Genomic DNA, 18,308 nt, shown 5'->3' on the forward strand with positions numbered 1-18,308 from the left:
ATCGATTGACAACCGGTTTGCCCAGCGTTCATCCGCCGTCGGACCCACCGTCTGGAACGGTGCCTGGTACTGCGCGGATCGCGTTGGGCGTCAGTTACCACGGAGAGGCCTACGATGGCTGGCAGAGCCAGCCCAGCGGTCGCACCGTTCAGGACCGTCTGGAGTTGGCGCTGACCCAGTTCACCGCCCTGGACGGCATCTCCACTTTGTGCGCCGGTCGCACCGACGCCGGTGTGCACGGCCTGATGCAGGTGGTGCATTTCGACTGTGCGCTGGATCGGCCGGAAACCGCATGGGTCCGCGGCACCAACCGTTTTCTGCCACCCGACATTGCGGTGCAGTGGGCGCGGCAGGTACCACACAGCTTCCATGCCCGCGCGAGTGCGCGCTCGCGCCGGTACGCGTATGTGCTGCTGGAGTCTCCGGTGCGCCCCAGCGTGGATGCCGGCCGGGTGGGGTGGGTGTTCCGCCCCCTGCAACTCGAGGCGATGCAACAGGCCGCCCAGGCGCTGCTCGGTGAGCACGACTTCACCTCGTTTCGGGCCTCGGCCTGCCAGGCCCACAGCCCCGTCAAGCAGATGCTGCGCGTGGACATCAGCCGGCGTGGTGCCTATTGGCGCTTCGAATTCGAGGCCTCGGCCTTCCTGCACCACATGATTCGCAACATCATGGGTTGCCTGATCATGATCGGCAGCGGCCGACGCCCCCCGGGCTGGATGGCCGAGGTGCTGGCGGCGAAGAGCCGGGAGGCCGCAGCGCCCACTTTTTCCCCTGATGGCCTGTATTTCCTCGGGCCGGTGTACGATGAATCGCTGAACCTGCCGACCCGCACACCCGCTTTCGACTGGCTACCCTAGCGAGGGCGAAAGCCACGCGCCATGCCCCTGCACCGCACCCGCATCAAAATCTGTGGATTGACCCGCGAGGCCGACGTGGACGCCGCCGTGCGGGCCGGTGCCGATGCAATCGGGTTCGTGCTGTACCCCCAGAGTCCGCGATTCGTCCCGCCCGAGCGTGCGGCTGAACTCGCAAGCCACCTGCCCCCCTTCGTCACCCCGGTGCTGCTGTTCGTCAACGCCAGCCCCGAATACATCGCTCAGGGACTTTCGGCCGTGCCCAACGCCCTGCTGCAGTTCCATGGCGACGAGACACCCGCCGACTGTGGCGCCGCCGCCAGGCCTTTTCTGCGCGCGGCGCGCATTCCCGCCGGTCCTGACGGCGCGGGCTTTGATCTTCTAAAATACACGCAGGACTTCGCCGCCGCCCAGGCCATCCTGCTCGACGCCCACGTCGAGGGTTTTGGCGGCGGAGGTCTTTCCTTCGACTGGACAGCATTCAATTGGTCACATCCGCTTCTAAACGCCAGCTCTCGCCTCGTTTTGTCTGGTGGACTCACGCCTGCAAACGTGACCGATGGCATTCGCCGCGTACGGCCTTGGGCCGTTGACGTGAGCTCCGGGGTCGAAGTCGCCAAAGGCATCAAAGACCCCGACAAGATGCTCGCCTTCGTGGCCGCCGTGCGCGCGGCCGACCTGCTGTCATCCCGCCCCAGCTGAGCCCCACCCGACGGGGCTGCTCGGGCCATCGAACCGAGAACACCCCATGGACACCTACCAGCAACCCGACGCCCGCGGCCACTTCGGCATCTACGGCGGCAGTTTCGTGAGCGAAACCCTCACGCACGCCATCAACGAACTGAAGGCCGCCTACGCGCAGTACCAACACGACCCCGAGTTCCTCGCCGAATTCAGGAGCGAGCTCGCCCACTTCGTGGGCCGCCCTTCTCCGGTCTACCACGCCGCGCGCATGAGCCGTGAGCAGGGCGGCGCCCAGATCTTCCTGAAGCGCGAAGACCTCAACCACACCGGCGCGCACAAGATCAACAACGTCATCGGTCAGGCCATGCTCGCCAGGCGCATGGGCAAGCCGCGCATCATCGCCGAGACCGGCGCCGGACAACACGGCGTGGCCACGGCCACCATCTGCGCGCGCTACGGCCTGGAGTGTGTGGTCTACATGGGCAGCGAAGACGTGAAACGCCAGAGCCCCAACGTCTACCGCATGAAGCTGCTGGGCGCCACCGTGGTGCCGGTGGAAAGCGGCAGCAAGACGCTCAAGGACGCGCTCAACGAGGCCATGCGCGACTGGGTCGCCAACGTGGACAACACCTTCTACATCATCGGCACCGTGGCCGGACCACACCCCTACCCCATGATGGTGCGCGACTTCCAGAGTGTGATCGGTGAGGAGTGCCTGGTGCAGATGCCCGAGATGCTCAAAGCCGCGGGCTGCACCAGCGAACAACCCGACGCGGTGGTGGCCTGTGTGGGCGGTGGCAGCAACGCCATGGGCATCTTCTACCCCTACATCAACCACGAGCAAACGCGCCTGATCGGCGTGGAGGCCGCCGGCGAAGGCCTGGAGAGTGGCAAGCACTCGGCCTCGCTGCAGAAAGGCAGCCCCGGCGTGCTGCACGGCAACCGCACCTATGTATTGCAGGACGACAACGGCCAGGTCACCGAGACCCACAGCGTGAGCGCCGGGCTGGACTATCCCGGCGTCGGCCCGGAGCATGCGTTCCTGAAGGACATCGGCCGCGCCGAATACGTCGGCATCACCGACGCCGAGGCACTGGAGGCCTTTCACTACCTCTGCCGCACCGAGGGCATCATTCCGGCGCTGGAGTCGAGCCACGCCGTGGCCCATGCCATGAAGCTCGCCAGGACCATGCGCCCGGACCAGTCCATCCTGGTCAACCTCTCGGGGCGTGGCGACAAAGACATCGGCACCGTGGCCGATCTGTCCAGTGCCGACTTCTATTGCCGCCCCAGCTGCCGGGGCCAGTCCGTCAAAGGCGGTGCTGAAACCGCCGTCGTGAAGGTGTCCAAATGAGCCGCATCGAAAAAACCTTCGCCGATCTCAAGGCCCAAGGCCGCAAAGCCTTGATCCCCTTCGTCACCGCCGGTTTCCCCTATGCCGACATCACGCCCGATCTGATGCACGGCATGGTCGAGGCCGGCGCCGACGTCATCGAACTCGGCGTGCCGTTTTCCGACCCTTCCGCCGACGGCCCGGTGATCCAGCGGGCTGGCGACCGCGCGCTGGCGCTGGGCATTGGCCTGACCCAGGTCATCGCGATGGTGAAAACCTTCCGCGAGCGCAACACCGCCACCCCGGTGGTGCTGATGGGATACGCCAACCCGATCGAACGCTACGACCAGAAACACGGTGCCGGCAGCTTCGTGCGCGACGCCGGGTCGGCTGGGGTGGACGGCGTGCTGGTGGTCGACTACCCGCCCGAGGAGTGCGAGGACTTCGCCGCCGCGCTGCGCGCCGCCGACATGGACCTGATCTTCCTGCTGGCTCCGACCTCCACCGACGAGCGCATGGCGCAGGTGGCGCGTGTGGCCAGCGGGTATGTGTACTACGTCTCGCTCAAGGGCGTGACCGGTGCCGGCACGCTGGACGTGGGCCAGGTCGAAGCCATGCTGCCACGCATCCGGGCGCACGTCAGCATCCCGGTGGGGGTCGGTTTTGGCATCCGCGATGCCGAAACCGCCAAGGCCATCGGAAAGAGCGCCGACGCGGTGGTGATCGGCAGCAAGATCATCCAGTTGATCGAGGACGAACCGCACGAAAAAGTGGTGGCGGTGGCGGCCCATTTCCTGCGCACCATACGAAAAGCGCTGGACGCATAATCCGCTGACCTTGCCGGGCCCGAGCGGCCCGGCCCCCTGCGTAGGAGAACCCGATGTCCTGGCTCGAAAAACTGCTGCCCCCCAAGATCACCCACACCGACCCGACCGAGCGCCGCAGCGTGCCCGAAGGCTTGTGGATCAAGTGCCCGAGCTGCGAAGCCGTGCTCTACAAAAACGATCTGGAGAAAAACCAGAACGTCTGCCCGCATTGCAGCCACCACCACCGCATCGGGGCCCGGGCACGGCTCAATGCCTTCCTGGACGCCGAAGGCCGTTACGAGATCGGGCAGGAGGTGCTGCCGGTCGATGCGCTGAAATTCAAGGACAGCCGCAAGTACCCCGAACGCCTGAAAGAGGCGCTCGAATCCACCGGCGAAACCGATGCGCTGATCGTGGTGGGCGGTGCGGTGCAGGGTGTCAGCCTGGTGGTGGCCTGTTTTGAGTTCGATTTCATGGGCGGTTCCATGGGCTCCGTGGTGGGCGAGCGCTTCGTGCGCGGCGTGGAAGAAGCCATCGCGCAGAAGGTGCCCTTCGTCTGCTTCACCGCGACCGGTGGCGCGCGCATGCAGGAGGGCCTGCTCTCGCTCATGCAGATGGCCAAAACCAACGCCTCGCTCACCCGCCTGGCGAAAAAGGGGCTGCCCTACATCAGCGTGCTCACCGATCCCACCATGGGGGGCGTGTCCGCCGGCTTCGCCTTCCTGGGCGACGTGGTGATCGCAGAACCCAAGGCCCTGATCGGCTTTGCCGGCCCGCGGGTGATTGAAAACACCGTGCGCGTGAAGTTGCCCGAGGGCTTCCAGCGCGCCGAATTCCTGCAGACCAAGGGCGCCGTGGACTTCATCTGCGACCGCCGGGAATTGCGCACCACCGTCGCCAACACGCTGGCCATGCTGCAGCGTCAGAGCGCGGACGCGGTGGTCAGCGATTGAATGCCGAACCCGCAGCGCTCACGCTCTCGCTGCTGCCCCTGTTTCCCCTGCAGACCGTCCTGTTTCCGGGCGGCTGGATGCCACTGCGCATTTTCGAGGTGCGCTATCTCGACATGATCAGCCGCTGTCACAAGGCGGGGGCACCGTTTGGTGTGGTGTGTCTGTCCGAAGGTGACGAGGTGCGCCGCATCGACCCGAATGCGGCACCCGGTGGCGCGGCGTTCGCCCGGGAAGTGTTTTACCCGGTGGGCACGCTGGCCCAGATCGAACAGCTGGAGCGGCCCCAGCCCGGCCTGCTGATGATCCACTGCCGCGGCCTGCAACGCTTCCATGTGACCCACAGCCACCAGTTGCCGCATGGCCTGTGGGTGGCCGACGTGCGGCTCGACCCGGCCGAACCGGTGATTCCGGTGCCGGAACACTTGGTGCCCACGCGCGACGCCTTGCAGCGTTTGCTGCACAACCTGCAGGAGCGCGACCCCCAGGGCATGAACGAAGTGCCCCTGCAGCCGCCCTACCATTGGAACGACTGCGGCTGGGTGGCCAACCGCTGGGCCGAACTGCTGCCGGCACCGGCCGAACTCAAGCACCGCCTGATGTCGCTGGACAACCCGCTGCTGCGCCTGGAACTGATCTCCGACCTGCTGGACAAGATCGGCGTGGAGCGGTGAGCCCCCACGCTCCGACTTACGGCAACAACGAAAGCGCCTGCATGTAGCGCTCGCTCACCATCAAGGCGTCCCACTCCAGTGCGGCCGCGCGCGGCAGCAAGGCCAGGCGCCGCTCCTCGCTCGCTGGGTTGGGTTGCCAGCGGCCTTCGATCACGGCCCGGGACAAGGCGTCGATGGCGGCGTCGATCGGCGCACCGGCCTCCACCACGCTCTGGTTGCACAACACCACCATATCGCCACCCGCGGACAAAGCGGCCAGCGCGGCCTCGGCGAAGCTGACCTCGCGGCCATCGATCTGGCGCGCTGCGGCCATGCTCAGGTCATCGCTGAAGATCGCACCGGTGAAATGGAGCTGACGGCGCAGCACCTCCTGCAGCCAGCGCGGCGAGAAACCGGCAGGCCGGCTGTCCACCTTGGGGTAGATCACATGCGCCGGCATCACCGCCTGCAGACCGCTGGAGAGCCAGCCGTAGGGCGCGGCGTCTTCCGCCAGAATGGCTTTGAGGCTGCGCCGGTCCACCGGGATCGCCAGGTGCGAATCCGCCTTCACGAAACCGTGACCGGGAAAGTGCTTGCCGCAGTTGCCCATGCCACTTTGCTGCAGGCCCAGCATCAGGGCCTGGGCCAACAGGGTCACCACGCGCGGATCGCGCGCAAAGGCGCGGTCGCCGATGACCGAGCTCTCGCCGTAGTCCAGATCCAGCACCGGTGTGAAGCTCAGGTCCACGCCGCAGGCGCGCAACTCGGCCCCCAGCACATAGCCCGTCGCTGTGGCGGCGTTGCAGGCCCGCAGTGCCGAAGAACCCTCCATGTCGCCCAGGCGCCCGGGTTGCCCCCACAGCGCGCCAAAGGCCGCCATCGGCGGCAAGTGGGTGAAGCCGTCGCTGCGAAAACGCTGCACGCGACCGCCCTCGTGGTCCACGGCGATCAGCAGATCGGGCCGCACGGTCTTGATCTGGCGGCACAGTTTCGTCAGCTGGGCGCGGTCTTGCCAGTTGCGGGAGAACAGGATCACGCCGCCCACCAGGGGATGCGCCAGGCGCCGGCGCTCGGCGGTGGTCAGGCTGTGGCCGGCGACGTCGATGATCAGGGGGGCGTGCTGGTGCATGGTGGGTTCTCGGTTGGCGCGGTATCGGGTGCATCGGTTTCGACCACCACAAAGCTGGCCGCATAGTCGCTCTCGTCGGTGACGGTCACGTGGGCACGCAGCCCCCGGGCTTCAAACCAAGTTCTGAGTTCACCATGCAACACGATCACGGGCTGTCCGCTCGCCAGGTTGGTGATCTCGCAGTGCCGCCAGGTCATGGGCATGCGCATGCCCAGGCCGATGGCCTTGGAAAACGCTTCCTTGGCGGAAAAACGCGTGGCCAGGTAGCGCAGGCCCCGCTGTGGCCAGCGCGCGCTGCGCTTTTGCCACACCAGGAACTCCGCGTCGCTCAGCACCTTGCGCGCGAAGCGCTCTCCCTGGCGCTGCCAGGTGGCTTCCACGCGCCGGATGTCGCAGATGTCGGTGCCGATGCCGAAGATCATGTGCCAGCACGTTGGTCATGGCCCTGGGGCTGGCGGTTGCCCAGTCCCGCGGATGAATCCGCGCCGCCGAACGCCTCGTCGATGCAGCGCTGGTAGTCGGCCACGGTGGCGCTGTAGCCCAGCTCCAGCGCGTCGGCGATCAGGGCATGACCGATCGAGACTTCGCTCACACCCGGCACACCGCGCAGGAAAGCCGTGAGGTTGTCGCGGTTGAGGTCGTGGCCCGCGTTGACCCCCAGGCCAGCGTCCAGCGCCGCCTGCGCGGCTGCGCGGTAGCGCTCCAGCTGGCTGGCCCGCTGCGGCGTGTGCCAGGCTGCGGCATAGGGCTCGGTGTACAGCTCCACCCGGTCGGCGCCCACGGCCCTGGCCGCGGCCATCGCGGCGGGCTCCGGGTCCATGAACAGGCTCACGCGCGCGCCCAGTGCCTGCGCTTCGGCAATGAGCGGCCGCAGGCGTTCGGCATCTTGCGGAAAGCTCCAGCCGTGGTCGCTTGTGAACTGGCCCTCGCTGTCCGGCACGAAGGTCAACTGGTGCAGCGGCAGTCCGCGAGCACACACTTCGCGTGCCACGTCCATCAGGTTGTGAAACGGATTGCCCTCAATGTTGTACTCGCGCCCGGGCCACGCTTGCAGCACCTGCGCCAGATCGAACACATCGTGCAGCCGGATGTGTCGTTCGTCGGGTCGCGGATGCACGGTGATCCCACCCGCTCCGGCCTGCAGGCACAGCGTAGCCGCCCGCGTGACGGACGGGATGCCCAGGTGCCGGGTGTTGCGCACCAGGGCCACCTTGTTGAGGTTGACCGAAAGCGCTGTGCGGCTGGAATGGAGGTGCGGGTCCATGGACATGGCGAATGGGGCGGCAATGTGGAATGAAGTGAAGGGAACTCAAGCCAGCGGGTCGGCCGCCAGCCCCGCCGCGTTCGGAGAACCGCGTGGCCGGCTCATGGCCTGCACATCCAGCATCAGTTGGCGCGTCTTGAACACCCGCACGCCGCTATGGTAGTGCAGCAGACTCCGCAGTTGCGGCTGCAAGGCTTGCTGGCAGCCGGCGCAGGCACGCAAGGTGGCCACGAAAGGCCCCGCCTCGTCCATGGCCGTCTGCAGCGCCAGCCATTGTTCACCCGAGAGCGCATGGGCATCGTCGTCGTGCGCTGCACGCAAGCCACTTTCCGGCACCAGCACATAGGGGTCTGTCGCGTTCAACCCGGCCAGGGTATTGCCCTCATGGGCCAGACCGGGCAACAGACCGATGTCGCGCAGCAGCAGCAACTCGAACGCGCGCAGGATGAGCTGCTGGGCGTCGGCGCGTTCGGCCAGCAACTGCACCGCAAAGGCGTAGTGGTCAAACAGCCCCGGATGCGGGTCATCGCGCGCCAGCAGGCGCATGAGCAATTCGTTGAGATAACACCCCGAGAGCAGCGCCTCGCCCGTGGGCATGACGTGACCACCCTGCCATTGCGCGGCCTTGAGCGTGCGCACCTCGGCCTCGCCGCCCCAACTCAGGTGCAGCGGCTGCAGTGGCAGCAGCACCGGACGGAACTGGGAGGTGGGGCGTTTGACGCCCTTGGCCACCAGCGCGATGCGGCCATGGTGGCGGGTGAAGGCTTCCAGCACCAGGCTGGATTCGCTCCAGTCGTAGCGGTGCAGGATGAAAGCGGGTTCTTCGGAAAACCGGCGCGTCGCCATCACACGTCGAACACAGGACCGGCGGCCCGGCACGCCCGCAACGGTCCACCCCGCAACACGGCCAGCCTCCTTGGGAGACAGCGACCAGCGCAGCGATGCCGCGGTGGGAGCCGCATCATTCGTAGCCGAAAGATCGGACCCGCGCGTCGTCGTCCGCCCAGCCCGAGCGCACCTTGACCCACAGCTCCAGATACACCTTGCAGTCCCAGAGCTTTTCCAGCTCCTGGCGCGCTTCGGTGCCAATGCGTTTGAGCTTCTCGCCCTTGTCGCCAATGACCATGCCCTTGTGGCCCTCGCGCTCGACCACGATGGTCGCGGCGATGCGCTTGAGTGCGCCCTCTTCCTCGAACTTGTCGATCACCACGGTGGAGGTGTAGGGCAACTCGTCCCCGGTGAGGCGGAAGAGCTTCTCGCGCACCATCTCGCTGGCCATGAAACGCTCGCTGCGGTCGGTCAGATCGTCCGGATCGTGCATCCAGGGCTGCAGGGGCAGGTATTTTTCGCAGATCGCGAACAGGCGCTGGATGTCCTTCGGATGCTTGGCCGACATCGGCACAAACTCGGCAAACGGGTGGCGTTCCTGCATGGAACGCAGCCAGGGCGCGAGATCACCGCGGCGATGCACCAGGTCGAACTTGTTGGCCACCAGCATCACGGGCACATTGGCCGGCAACAGGTCCAGCACCTTGGCGTCGGCCAGGTTGAAGTGGCCCGCTTCGACCACGAACAGAATCAGATCCACATCGCTGACCGCGCCCAGCACCGTCTTGTTCAGCGCCCGATTGAGCGCATTGCCGTGCCGGGTCTGGAACCCCGGCGTGTCCACGAACACGAACTGGGTGGGCCCCAGGGTCCGCATACCGGTGATGCGGTGGCGCGTGGTCTGCGCCTTGCGAGAGGTGATGCTGACTTTCTGGCCCACCAGTGCGTTGAGCAGGGTCGATTTGCCCACATTGGGCTTGCCCACGATGGCGACAAAGCCACAGCGCTGGGTGGCGGGATCGATGGGCTCGGGTTCGCTGGCCTCGGGGGCCGCAGACGCGTCGGGATCGGTTTGCGCCAACCCAGGTGCATCGGCCCCCGACTTGCCCAGAGCCCGCGCCAGCATGGCGTCGAGCTCGGGATTGGCAGCGGGCGCGACGGGCTGGGAAGGGACGGGCGAGGGGGCGGGTTTTCGGGACATGGATTCGTGCGGACGGATCAACGCAAAGGTGAGGGAAAGAAACGGACGCGCAACGGCATCAGGAACGGTTGCTCTGCGGACCGGCCATGAGGTACTGCAACATGGCCGCAGCGGCGGCCTGCTCACCGGCACGGCGCGAAGCGCCAATGCCACGCTCGCTGCGACCGGTTTCGGTCACGGTGCACTCCACATCAAAAGTCTGTTTGTGCGCCTCGCCCAGCGTGGCCACCACACGATAAAGCGGCAGCTTCATTTTGCGCGCCTGCAGCCACTCCTGCAATTCGGTTTTCGGGTCCTTGCCCATGGCGCTCATCTGGGCATTGAGCTCAATGCCGCTGTAGAGCCGGTGCACCAGCGCGGCGGCCACTTCAAAGCCAGCGTCGAGGTACACCGCGCCAATGATGGCTTCGAGCGCGTCGGCCAGGATCGACGGGCGCTTGTGCCCCCCCGAACGCTTTTCGCCATCCCCCAGCCGCAAACCGGTCGCCAATCCCAAACCGACGGCGATCTGGAACAGGGTGTCTTGTTTGACCAGATTCGCCCGCACGCGGGAAAGATCGCCTTCGGGCAGCTGGCTGAGCTTCTCGAACAGCAGGCCCGAGATGGCCAGATTGAGCACCGAGTCCCCCAGAAACTCCAACCGTTCGTTGTGGTCGGACGTGAAGCTGCGGTGGGTCAGCGCGCGCTCCAGCAGGCGCGGGTTGGAAAAATGGTGGTTCAGGCGTTGCTGCAGCGCCTGAAGCTCCGGATTCAAGGCCACTGGCAGCCTGTTGGTCGCCCCGCTTGCTGCACGACAATCACTTCGAACGGCCTTCGTACTTCATGACCAAATAGGCCGGCCCTGTCAGATGAATGTCGCGGTTGTAGGCGAAAGAAACCACGACCTGGCTACCCTCTTTGCTCACCACAAGGTCCTTGCCGGTGATCGACGTGATGTCGTCGATCTGGGCCGCCTTGTCGAAAATGGTACGCACTTCGGCCACGGTCTCGCCCTCAACAGACTTCTGCACCGCCTTCTGCACGGCGAGGAATTCGATGTAGGTCGGCACCACCTGGGCCAGGACCACGCCGGCGAAGGCCAGCAAAATACCGACCACAATCAGACCGAAAAAGGTCAAACCGCGTTGTTGTTGTTTCAGTTTCACGTGTGTCATCCTCCAGCAGAGCTTGATAAACGGGTCACTCGAACGAACCGATGCGTCCCAGATCACCGAAGTTCATCCAGACAAAAAAGGCTTTGCCCACGATGTTCGCTTCCGGCACGAACCCCCAGTACCGAGAGTCCTGCGAATTGTCCCGATTGTCACCCATCATGAAATAGTGGCCCTTGGGCACCTTGCACACCACACCTTCCACGGTGTAGTTGCAGTTTTCCCTGAAGGGGAAGTCCGTGGTGCCCTGCACAAAGGCCGGACGATCATCGTCGTTGAGGGTGTTGTACTGGCGCTCCCCCAGGGTTTCACGAAACTGGTGCGCGTAGCGCATGGCGTCGGAATCGAAGAACTCGGGTTCAACACTGCGCGGAACCGGCTTGCCGTTGACGGTCAGCTGCTTGTTGACATAGGCCACCTCGTCACCGGGCACCCCGATCACACGCTTGATGTAGTCCAGACTCGGCTGGGGCGGATAGCGGAACACCATCACGTCGCCGCGCTGCGGATCGTTGTTGGAAAACAGCTTGGTGTTGAAGACCGGCAGGCGCACACCGTAGTGAAACTTGTTGACCAGGATCAGGTCACCCACCCGCAGCGTGGGGATCATGGAACCGGATGGAATCTTGAACGGTTCGAACAGAAACGATCGCAACACGAACACGGCCAGGATCACGGGAAACAGACCCGCCGTCCAGTCCAGCCACCAGGGCTGCATCAGCAGTTTCTGGCGTGTCGGTTCGATGTCGGCGGCCTCGCCCTGATGGAAGCCCTGCTGATGCAAAGCCGCCGTGCGTGCATTGTGTTCGTCGAGCACCCGCTGCGCGGTGCGCTTGCGCTGGGGCAGAAACACCAGCTTCTCGGCAACCCAGTAGACGCCGGTGACCAGCGTGGCCAGCATCAACAACAGTGCGAAATTGCCTTCGACCATGCCCGTGTACCAGGCCCCCGTGTAGGCCGCGAAAGCCGTCAGGATCACCGCGGTGATCGCACTCATGGCGGCCTGCATCAGTCCTGCACCTGCAAAATAGCGAGAAAAGCCTCCTGGGGCACCTCGACCGAGCCGATCTGTTTCATGCGCTTCTTGCCTGCTTTCTGTTTTTCGAGGAGTTTGCGTTTGCGGGTGATGTCACCACCGTAGCATTTTGCCAGCACGTTCTTGCGCAGCGCCTTGATGGTCTCGCGCGCGATCACGTTGCCACCGATGGCCGCCTGGATCGCCACATCAAACATCTGCCGGCTGATGATCTCGCGCATCTTGGCGGCCACCGCGCGACCCCGGTACTGCGACTGACTCCGGTGCACGATGATGGACAAGGCGTCCACCTTCTCGCCGTTGAGCAGGATGTCGACTTTCACCACGTCCGAAGCCCGGTATTCCTTGAACTCGTAGTCCATGGACGCGTACCCACGGCTCACCGATTTGAGCTTGTCGAAGAAGTCCAGCACGATCTCGCCCAGCGGCATGTCGTAGGTCAGCATGACCTGCTTACCGTGGTAAGCCATGTTGAGCTGCATCCCGCGTTTCTGGTTGGCCAAGGTCATCACCGCGCCCACGTATTCCTGCGGCATGTAGAGGTGCACCGTCACGATGGGTTCGCGGATTTCCTCGATGCGCCCCTGGTCGGGCATCTTCGACGGGTTCTCGACCATGATGACCTCGCCATCGGGCTTGACCACCTGGTAGACCACGCTGGGCGCGGTGGTGATCAGGTCCTGATCAAACTCCCGCTCCAGCCGCTCCTGCACGATCTCCATGTGCAGCAGACCCAGAAAGCCGCAACGAAACCCAAAACCCAGTGCCTGCGAGACCTCGGGTTCGTACTGGAGCGAGGCATCGTTGAGCTTGAGCTTTTCGAGCGCGTCGCGCAGCGCGTCGTACTGATTGGCCTCGGTCGGGTACAAACCCGCAAACACCTGGGGCTGCACTTCCTTGAAGCCTGGCAGGGCCTCGGTGGCAGGCCCCGCGTTGTTGGGCAGCTTTTTCTCCAGCGTGATGGTGTCGCCCACCTTGGCCGCCTGCAGTTCCTTGATGCCCGCGATGATGTAGCCCACCTCGCCCGCTTCCAGCGATTCGCGCGGCTCGTTGGCCGGCGTGAACACACCCAGGCTGTCGGCGTTGTAGACCGTGTTGGTCGCCATCATCTTGAAGCGCTCGCCCTTGAGCAGGTGGCCATCGACCACGCGCACCAGCATCACCACGCCCACATAGGCGTCGTACCAGCTGTCCACGATCATGGCGCGCAACGGGGCATCCGGCTTGCCCTTGGGCGGGGGGATGCGCGCCACCACCGCTTCCAGGATGTCTTCCACGCCCACGCCGGTCTTGGCCGAGCACGGAATGGCATCGGTGGCATCGATGCCGATCACGTCCTCGATCTCCGCTTTCGCATTGTCCGGGTCCGCGTTGGGCAGGTCCATTTTGTTGAGCACCGGCACCACTTCCACACCAAGGTCGAGCGCGGTGTAGCAGTTGGCCACGGTCTGCGCTTCCACGCCCTGGCTGGCATCCACCACCAGGAGCGCACCTTCGCAGGCCGAGAGCGAGCGGCTCACTTCATACGAGAAGTCCACGTGCCCGGGCGTGTCGATCAGGTTCAGGTTGTAAACCTGTCCGTCGCGCGCCTTGTACTTGAGCGCCGCGGTCTGCGCCTTGATGGTGATGCCCCGCTCCTTCTCGATGTCCATGGAGTCCAGCACCTGCTCGCTCATCTCGCGGTCGGACAGGCCACCGCAGAGGGAAATGATGCGGTCGGCCAGCGTGGACTTGCCATGATCGATGTGCGCGATGATCGAAAAATTGCGGATGTGATTCATCAAGAAGACAGCTCAAACACGGAGAAAGACGCCCGTGCACACGGCAGCGGGCGACCATAAAAAAGGGCGCGTCAGCTGTTGACGCGCCCGTAACCAACAATCAATGGCAACTGCGATAGTTGGGGTTTCATTGTAGGCAAAAAGCCTGGAAAGCAAACCGCCAAACGCCGCGAAACCGATTGTTGCAACGCAGCAACGTCAAACTTATCCACAGCTTTGTCACAGGAAAATTGCACAACGTGTGAGGCAGCTGTGGACGACCTAGGAACATCCTGTGCGGTTCCCACATCGTGAAGCGATGGGGTTCGACGGCACGGGAATCCATCCCGAACAGGTCCGATTTTATCGAATTCGGTCAACAGAAACACGATATTTGTCAGTAATCACTAACATTTCAACACGTTCCACCGTTTGGCGGGCCGAAAGATCGTGTGTGGCGAATCGACCACCGGAGCCTCAAGCCCCCAAATCCCAGTAGGGACAGGGGGTTATTTGACACTGCTGGGGTGGTTTCGAGGATGTGCGGGGTTCAGCGCTGCGGGCGGATCACAGCGTACTGCGCCCACTCACCGCGCCGGAACAGCACATTGACCGGACGGGATTTGTCGAGCCGGGCCACCGCCGCTTCAAGCTCTTTTGCACTGGCGACTTCGGTGTTGGCGATGGCCACAATCACGTCCCCCTCACGCAGGCCCGCCTTCGCAGCGGGCCCCTCCGCAGCCTCGACGCGCACCCCGCCCTTGACGTTCAACTCCTTCTTTTGCGCAGGGGTGAGTTCGGCCAAGGTCAGGCCCAGCGATTGCGCGGCCCCCAGAACAGGAGGCTTGGGTGCGTCGGGCGCAGCGGCACGGCGCTGTGGCTGGTCGGGTTCAAGCTCGGCCACCGTGATGGCGAGTTCGCGCTGGGCGCCCCGGCGGAACACGGTCATGCTGCTCTTGTTGCCGGGCTTGGTGTTGCCCACCAGGCGCGGCAGGTCGACCGACTTGTCGATCTCCTTGCCGTCGAATTTCAGCACGATGTCACCCGGCTCAACGCCGGCCTTGGCCGCGGGCGAATTGGGCTCCACGCCGCGCACCAGCGCGCCACGGGGCTGTCCCAGCCCGATGGACTCGGCCACCTCTTTGCTCACTTGGTCGATCTGCACGCCAATGCGCCCTCGCGTCACCCGGCCGCTGGTGCGAAGCTGGTCAGACACCCGCACCGCCTCGTCGATGGGAATGGCAAACGAAATGCCCTGAAAACCACCCGAGCGTGAATAGATCTGGCTGTTGATGCCGACCACCTCGCCACGCATGTTGATCAATGGCCCCCCGGAATTGCCGGGGTTGATTGCCACGTCGGTCTGAATGAAAGGAAGGAAATCACCGGTGTCGCGCTTCTTCGCACTGACGATGCCCGCGGTGACTGTGTTTTCAAGACCAAACGGCGATCCAATGGCCATCACCCACTCACCCACGCGCAGGCGGTTGATGTCGCCGATCTTCACCGCGTTCAGCCCCGTGGCTTCGATCTTGACCACCGCCACGTCGGTGCGTTTGTCGGCTCCGACCAGCTTGGCCTTGAACTCACGCTTGTCTGTCAAGGTGACGATCAGCTCGTCGGCACCATCGACCACATGCGCATTGGTCATGATCAGCCCGTCCGAACTCAGGATGAAGCCCGAGCCCACGCCGCGCGGCTGCACCTCGTCGGACGGCCCCCGCTCCTGACGGGGTCCGCGTGGCGTCATGCCTGGGGGGATGGGAATGCCAAAACGCTTGAAAAACTCCAGCATCTGCTCGTCGGCGCTCGAACCCGTGTCCGCGCTGGCGCGCTCCAGCGTGCGGATGTTGACCACCGACGGCCCCACCAGGTCCACCAGATCGGTGAAGTCGGGCAAGCCCCGCACGCTGGGTGCGACCGACGGGAGCGTCTGCGCCGAGACGGACTGGGGCGACAACAGGGTTGCCGAACCTCCAGCAACGAATGCGGCGGTGGCCAGGAAGGCCAACACAGGCGTGCGGGCCAACATCGGAAGCGTCATGGTGATCCTCTACACAAAGGCGGATAGACAACAAAGTCTGTCGAAGTGAATCGCGGCAGAACCCGGTTAGGGCGAGTCCGGCTTTACCGCGTTCGCTCCAGAGACCGGGCGAAAAGACGAAGTGTCGCGGGCGGAACCTCTCCCAGCGCCGTGAGCCAGTGGTCGCCGATGCGGCGTGTGACCGAATGCGTGGCCCCGGAAACGGACGATTTCTCCTGGCCATGACGCTGCGCGTCGAAAGCCTCGACAAACAACGAGACCGAAGCCAAGCCGTCGGAGAACACCCACTGCATCGGTGCAGCATTTTCACCCTGCGCTTCGCCCCCGTCCCGGATGTAGCAACTCATGGAAAGGAAACCGGGCACCGGTTCCTTGAGGCGCCACCCCTCGGCTTCGGGAGTCGTCTTCTTGAGCACCGGCGCGTGCACATCGTAGCCCCGGGTGTCGTTCATCAGGCGGTTGAGTTTGTCCATGCGCACGGGCGCATCCAACTGGAGTTCGGAAAACGCCACCTGTTCCAGCACGGCACCCTGCTCGCCCAGCGTCTGCAGCCTCACCACCAGGCCCGTCTTTTTCTCGGACCAGATGCGGTAGCCAAACCGCAGATGGTCCTTGGGCACGATTTCCACCACATCCGCCAAATGCCCCGCCACACGCTCGACACCGGTCTCACGCACACCATAGTGCTCAGGGATCGCGTTGCTCGGCGTGCGCAACAGTTCTGGAAACAAGCCCAGCGATTCGCGTTTTTCCACCCAGGCGGTCCTGGATTCGGGCACAAAGGTGATGACGTCGTTGTTGCGGCGAATGGTGGTACGGGGAGCGCCGGTCAGCGTCTCAACGCGTTCCATCTGCTGAGCACCGTCGCACACATGCCAGATGCGGGACACCGACATGACCGATCCCGCCGACACCACGAGCGTGCCCATGTAGGCACGCTGGCGCGACGCTTCATGCATGCGGGTGAGCCATTCGTTGATATTGCGTGTCGCCGTGGCCGCCTGGGGCGTGGTCTGCGCCTGCAAGGGCGTCAAGAACCCCGAAGCCAATGCGACGAGGGCCGCGGCACTCCAGCGCCGCCAATCCATGGGTGAGCACGAGCTCGAGGCAAAGATCATGGTGATTCAGCGTCCCGGCTCGTCGTAAGTGGCATTGCGCAGGAATCCTGCGGGCATTTGCAGGGCCGACATGCCGCCGTTCTGCCGGTGCTCGGCCATCAGTGCCTCCAATTGGGCATCGCGGATCACCGGACCCTGTGTCGTGTTCACGACCACGGCCGCACCGCTCGCAGGCGTGGTTGCTGCCACGGCTTGGGTGGACGGTGCGATCTCGCGGGAAGACTCGGGTGCTGTCAACGCCAGCTGGGCCCCGTCACTGCCGCCACCTCCCGCACCCGCGGCTGCGTTTCCCAGGACCGTCCAGCTCACGGCCATGACCGCCGCCAACGAAGCAAACCCTGCCACCAGCTTCCAGCGAAAGACGGCATCGTTGGCCGCCGACACCTGCGGATGGCCCGTGGGCGAAATCCGGGCGAGGTGTTTGGACACCGTGGATAACTCCGTTCTCTGCGCTCCGGTTTCGGTCTGCAGCTTCGCGTGGATGCCCGCCAGAAAAGCTTGCGGGGCCTGACTGGAGACGGCCATCCCGGAAGATCGCAGCACGTCGCCAATCACCTGGTAGGCGTGCCAGCTCGCGCGAACATCGCTCTGCTCAGCGAATCCCGCCAGCACCCGGTCGAGCTCGGCCTCGCCGATCTCGCCGTCAACCAGTGCCGACAGGCCACACTCGTCGACATCCAGCGCCTGCGGCTGGCTCGGCGCCTCCACAGCCCGTACCGACGATGCGGGCGACTTCGGGACTTCTCTTGCGGCATTCATTGTTGACTTCCTGACTTCTGGAACTGCGGGTCGTGACATCCATGCAATCGGCCAAGGCGCTACCAGCGTTTGCCCGTCTGGCGCTCCAGCATCGGCTTGATGCGATTCGAAATCGCTTCTCGCGCCCGGAAAATCCGCGAGCGCACCGTGCCAATGGGGCAATCAAGCGCCTGGGCAATCTCTTCATAGCTCAGACCCTCGATTTCCCGCAGAGTGATCGCCATGCGCAATTCCTCGGGCAACGCATCCATGGCGGCATTGACCGCCTGCGCGATCTCCTTGCTGGCCAGCACCGCTTCGGGCGTCTCGGTATCGGCCACACTGGAATTTAGTTCGCGTTCCGACGAGGAAGTTTCATCGTCTTCGGCCGATTTCATCTGCGACTGGAAAACCAGCGGGTCGCGCTTGAGCTCCATGAGCTGCTTCTTGGCCGTGTTGACCGCGATCCGGTAAAGCCAGGTGTAGAACTGAGCATCCCCCCGGAACTGGGCCAGGGCACGATACGCCCGGATGAAGGTCTCCTGAGCGATGTCCTGCACCAGATCGGTGTCGCGCACCATGCGACCGATCAGCCGCTCTACCCGGCGCTGGTACTTGATGACCAGCATGTCGAACGCTCGCTGCTCGCCGGCCAAGGTGCGCTGCACAAGCATGACATCGCTGTCGGGCGGCGGCGGAGCGGTGTGGTCTTCGAGAGTCATGCGCGCGGAAATATAACCCAATCGTCTGCAGAGCCCC

19 protein-coding genes are annotated in these 18,308 nt (G+C 64.4%); 6 read left to right on the forward strand and 13 right to left on the reverse strand.

The annotated features are described in order from the left end of the window. Positions 1 to 77 precede the first annotated feature (77 nt). Genes truA through KIH07_RS22390 form a run of 6 tightly spaced genes read left to right on the forward strand, consistent with a single transcriptional unit; the run spans position 78 to position 5,301 of the window. Positions 78 to 857, forward strand: a complete 780-nt coding sequence (gene truA / locus KIH07_RS22365; protein WP_413465811.1) for a tRNA pseudouridine(38-40) synthase TruA — start codon at positions 78 to 80, stop codon at positions 855 to 857. Between the two features lie 21 nt (positions 858 to 878). After that, complete coding sequence (locus KIH07_RS22370; protein WP_226494068.1) at positions 879 to 1,556, forward strand: phosphoribosylanthranilate isomerase; 678 nt, start codon at positions 879 to 881, stop codon at positions 1,554 to 1,556. Positions 1,557 to 1,602: 46 nt separating this feature from the next. Then, the gene (gene trpB, locus KIH07_RS22375; protein ID WP_226494069.1) at positions 1,603 to 2,892 is read left to right on the forward strand and encodes a tryptophan synthase subunit beta; all 1,290 of its coding nucleotides are present in this window, start codon (positions 1,603 to 1,605) and stop codon (positions 2,890 to 2,892) included. Beyond that, complete coding sequence (gene trpA / locus KIH07_RS22380; protein ID WP_226494070.1) at positions 2,889 to 3,698, forward strand: tryptophan synthase subunit alpha; 810 nt, start codon at positions 2,889 to 2,891, stop codon at positions 3,696 to 3,698. Before trpB ends, trpA begins: the two co-directional genes overlap by 4 nt. A 53-nt stretch (positions 3,699 to 3,751) precedes the next feature. Next, the gene (gene accD / locus KIH07_RS22385; RefSeq protein WP_068173964.1) at positions 3,752 to 4,630 is read left to right on the forward strand and encodes an acetyl-CoA carboxylase, carboxyltransferase subunit beta; all 879 of its coding nucleotides are present in this window, start codon (positions 3,752 to 3,754) and stop codon (positions 4,628 to 4,630) included. After that, a complete protein-coding gene (locus KIH07_RS22390; protein WP_226494071.1) occupies positions 4,627 to 5,301 on the forward strand; it encodes an LON peptidase substrate-binding domain-containing protein in 675 nt (224 codons plus the stop codon). Before accD ends, KIH07_RS22390 begins: the two co-directional genes overlap by 4 nt. 16 nt (positions 5,302 to 5,317) lie before the next feature. Here the strand turns inward: KIH07_RS22390 and nagZ are convergent, their stop codons facing one another. The 13 genes from nagZ to rpoE all read right to left on the reverse strand — a co-directional run bounded on the left by nagZ (position 5,318) and on the right by rpoE (position 18,271). Further along, positions 5,318 to 6,409, reverse strand: coding sequence for a beta-N-acetylhexosaminidase (gene nagZ, locus KIH07_RS22395; RefSeq protein WP_226494072.1), 1,092 nt, complete (start codon positions 6,407 to 6,409; stop codon positions 5,318 to 5,320). Then, positions 6,388 to 6,831, reverse strand: a complete 444-nt coding sequence (acpS, locus tag KIH07_RS22400; protein ID WP_226494073.1) for a holo-ACP synthase — start codon at positions 6,829 to 6,831, stop codon at positions 6,388 to 6,390. The genes nagZ and acpS overlap by 22 nt, the downstream gene beginning before the upstream one ends. Then, a complete protein-coding gene (locus KIH07_RS22405; RefSeq protein WP_226494074.1) occupies positions 6,828 to 7,673 on the reverse strand; it encodes a pyridoxine 5'-phosphate synthase in 846 nt (281 codons plus the stop codon). Before KIH07_RS22405 ends, acpS begins: the two co-directional genes overlap by 4 nt. A gap of 45 nt (positions 7,674 to 7,718) precedes the next feature. After that, a complete protein-coding gene (gene recO / locus KIH07_RS22410; RefSeq protein ID WP_226494075.1) occupies positions 7,719 to 8,519 on the reverse strand; it encodes a DNA repair protein RecO in 801 nt (266 codons plus the stop codon). 115 nt (positions 8,520 to 8,634) lie between these two features. Next, the gene (gene era, locus KIH07_RS22415) at positions 8,635 to 9,702 is read right to left on the reverse strand and encodes a GTPase Era (RefSeq protein ID WP_226494076.1); all 1,068 of its coding nucleotides are present in this window, start codon (positions 9,700 to 9,702) and stop codon (positions 8,635 to 8,637) included. Between the two features lie 58 nt (positions 9,703 to 9,760). Further along, a complete protein-coding gene (gene rnc, locus KIH07_RS22420; RefSeq protein ID WP_226494077.1) occupies positions 9,761 to 10,456 on the reverse strand; it encodes a ribonuclease III in 696 nt (231 codons plus the stop codon). A 43-nt stretch (positions 10,457 to 10,499) separates the two neighbouring features. Further along, complete coding sequence (locus tag KIH07_RS22425; protein ID WP_413465785.1) at positions 10,500 to 10,847, reverse strand: DUF4845 domain-containing protein; 348 nt, start codon at positions 10,845 to 10,847, stop codon at positions 10,500 to 10,502. A gap of 34 nt (positions 10,848 to 10,881) precedes the next feature. After that, positions 10,882 to 11,850 (reverse strand): signal peptidase I, encoded by a 969-nt coding sequence (gene lepB, locus KIH07_RS22430; RefSeq protein WP_226494078.1) that lies wholly within the window; start codon positions 11,848 to 11,850, stop codon positions 10,882 to 10,884. 11 nt (positions 11,851 to 11,861) lie between these two features. Beyond that, positions 11,862 to 13,670 (reverse strand): translation elongation factor 4, encoded by a 1,809-nt coding sequence (gene lepA, locus KIH07_RS22435; protein WP_226494079.1) that lies wholly within the window; start codon positions 13,668 to 13,670, stop codon positions 11,862 to 11,864. Between the two features lie 529 nt (positions 13,671 to 14,199). Further along, positions 14,200 to 15,693, reverse strand: coding sequence for a DegQ family serine endoprotease (locus KIH07_RS22440; RefSeq protein ID WP_226494080.1), 1,494 nt, complete (start codon positions 15,691 to 15,693; stop codon positions 14,200 to 14,202). An 83-nt stretch (positions 15,694 to 15,776) separates the two neighbouring features. Beyond that, positions 15,777 to 16,811 (reverse strand): MucB/RseB C-terminal domain-containing protein, encoded by a 1,035-nt coding sequence (locus KIH07_RS22445; RefSeq protein WP_226494081.1) that lies wholly within the window; start codon positions 16,809 to 16,811, stop codon positions 15,777 to 15,779. 6 nt (positions 16,812 to 16,817) lie between these two features. After that, complete coding sequence (locus KIH07_RS22450; RefSeq protein WP_226494082.1) at positions 16,818 to 17,570, reverse strand: sigma-E factor negative regulatory protein; 753 nt, start codon at positions 17,568 to 17,570, stop codon at positions 16,818 to 16,820. 59 nt (positions 17,571 to 17,629) lie between these two features. Then, the gene (gene rpoE, locus KIH07_RS22455) at positions 17,630 to 18,271 is read right to left on the reverse strand and encodes an RNA polymerase sigma factor RpoE (RefSeq protein ID WP_226494083.1); all 642 of its coding nucleotides are present in this window, start codon (positions 18,269 to 18,271) and stop codon (positions 17,630 to 17,632) included. Between the last annotated feature and the right edge of the window lie 37 nt (positions 18,272 to 18,308).

It is taken from the genome of Hydrogenophaga taeniospiralis, assembly GCF_020510445.1.
In the GTDB taxonomy this organism is placed as follows: domain Bacteria; phylum Pseudomonadota; class Gammaproteobacteria; order Burkholderiales; family Burkholderiaceae_C; genus Hydrogenophaga.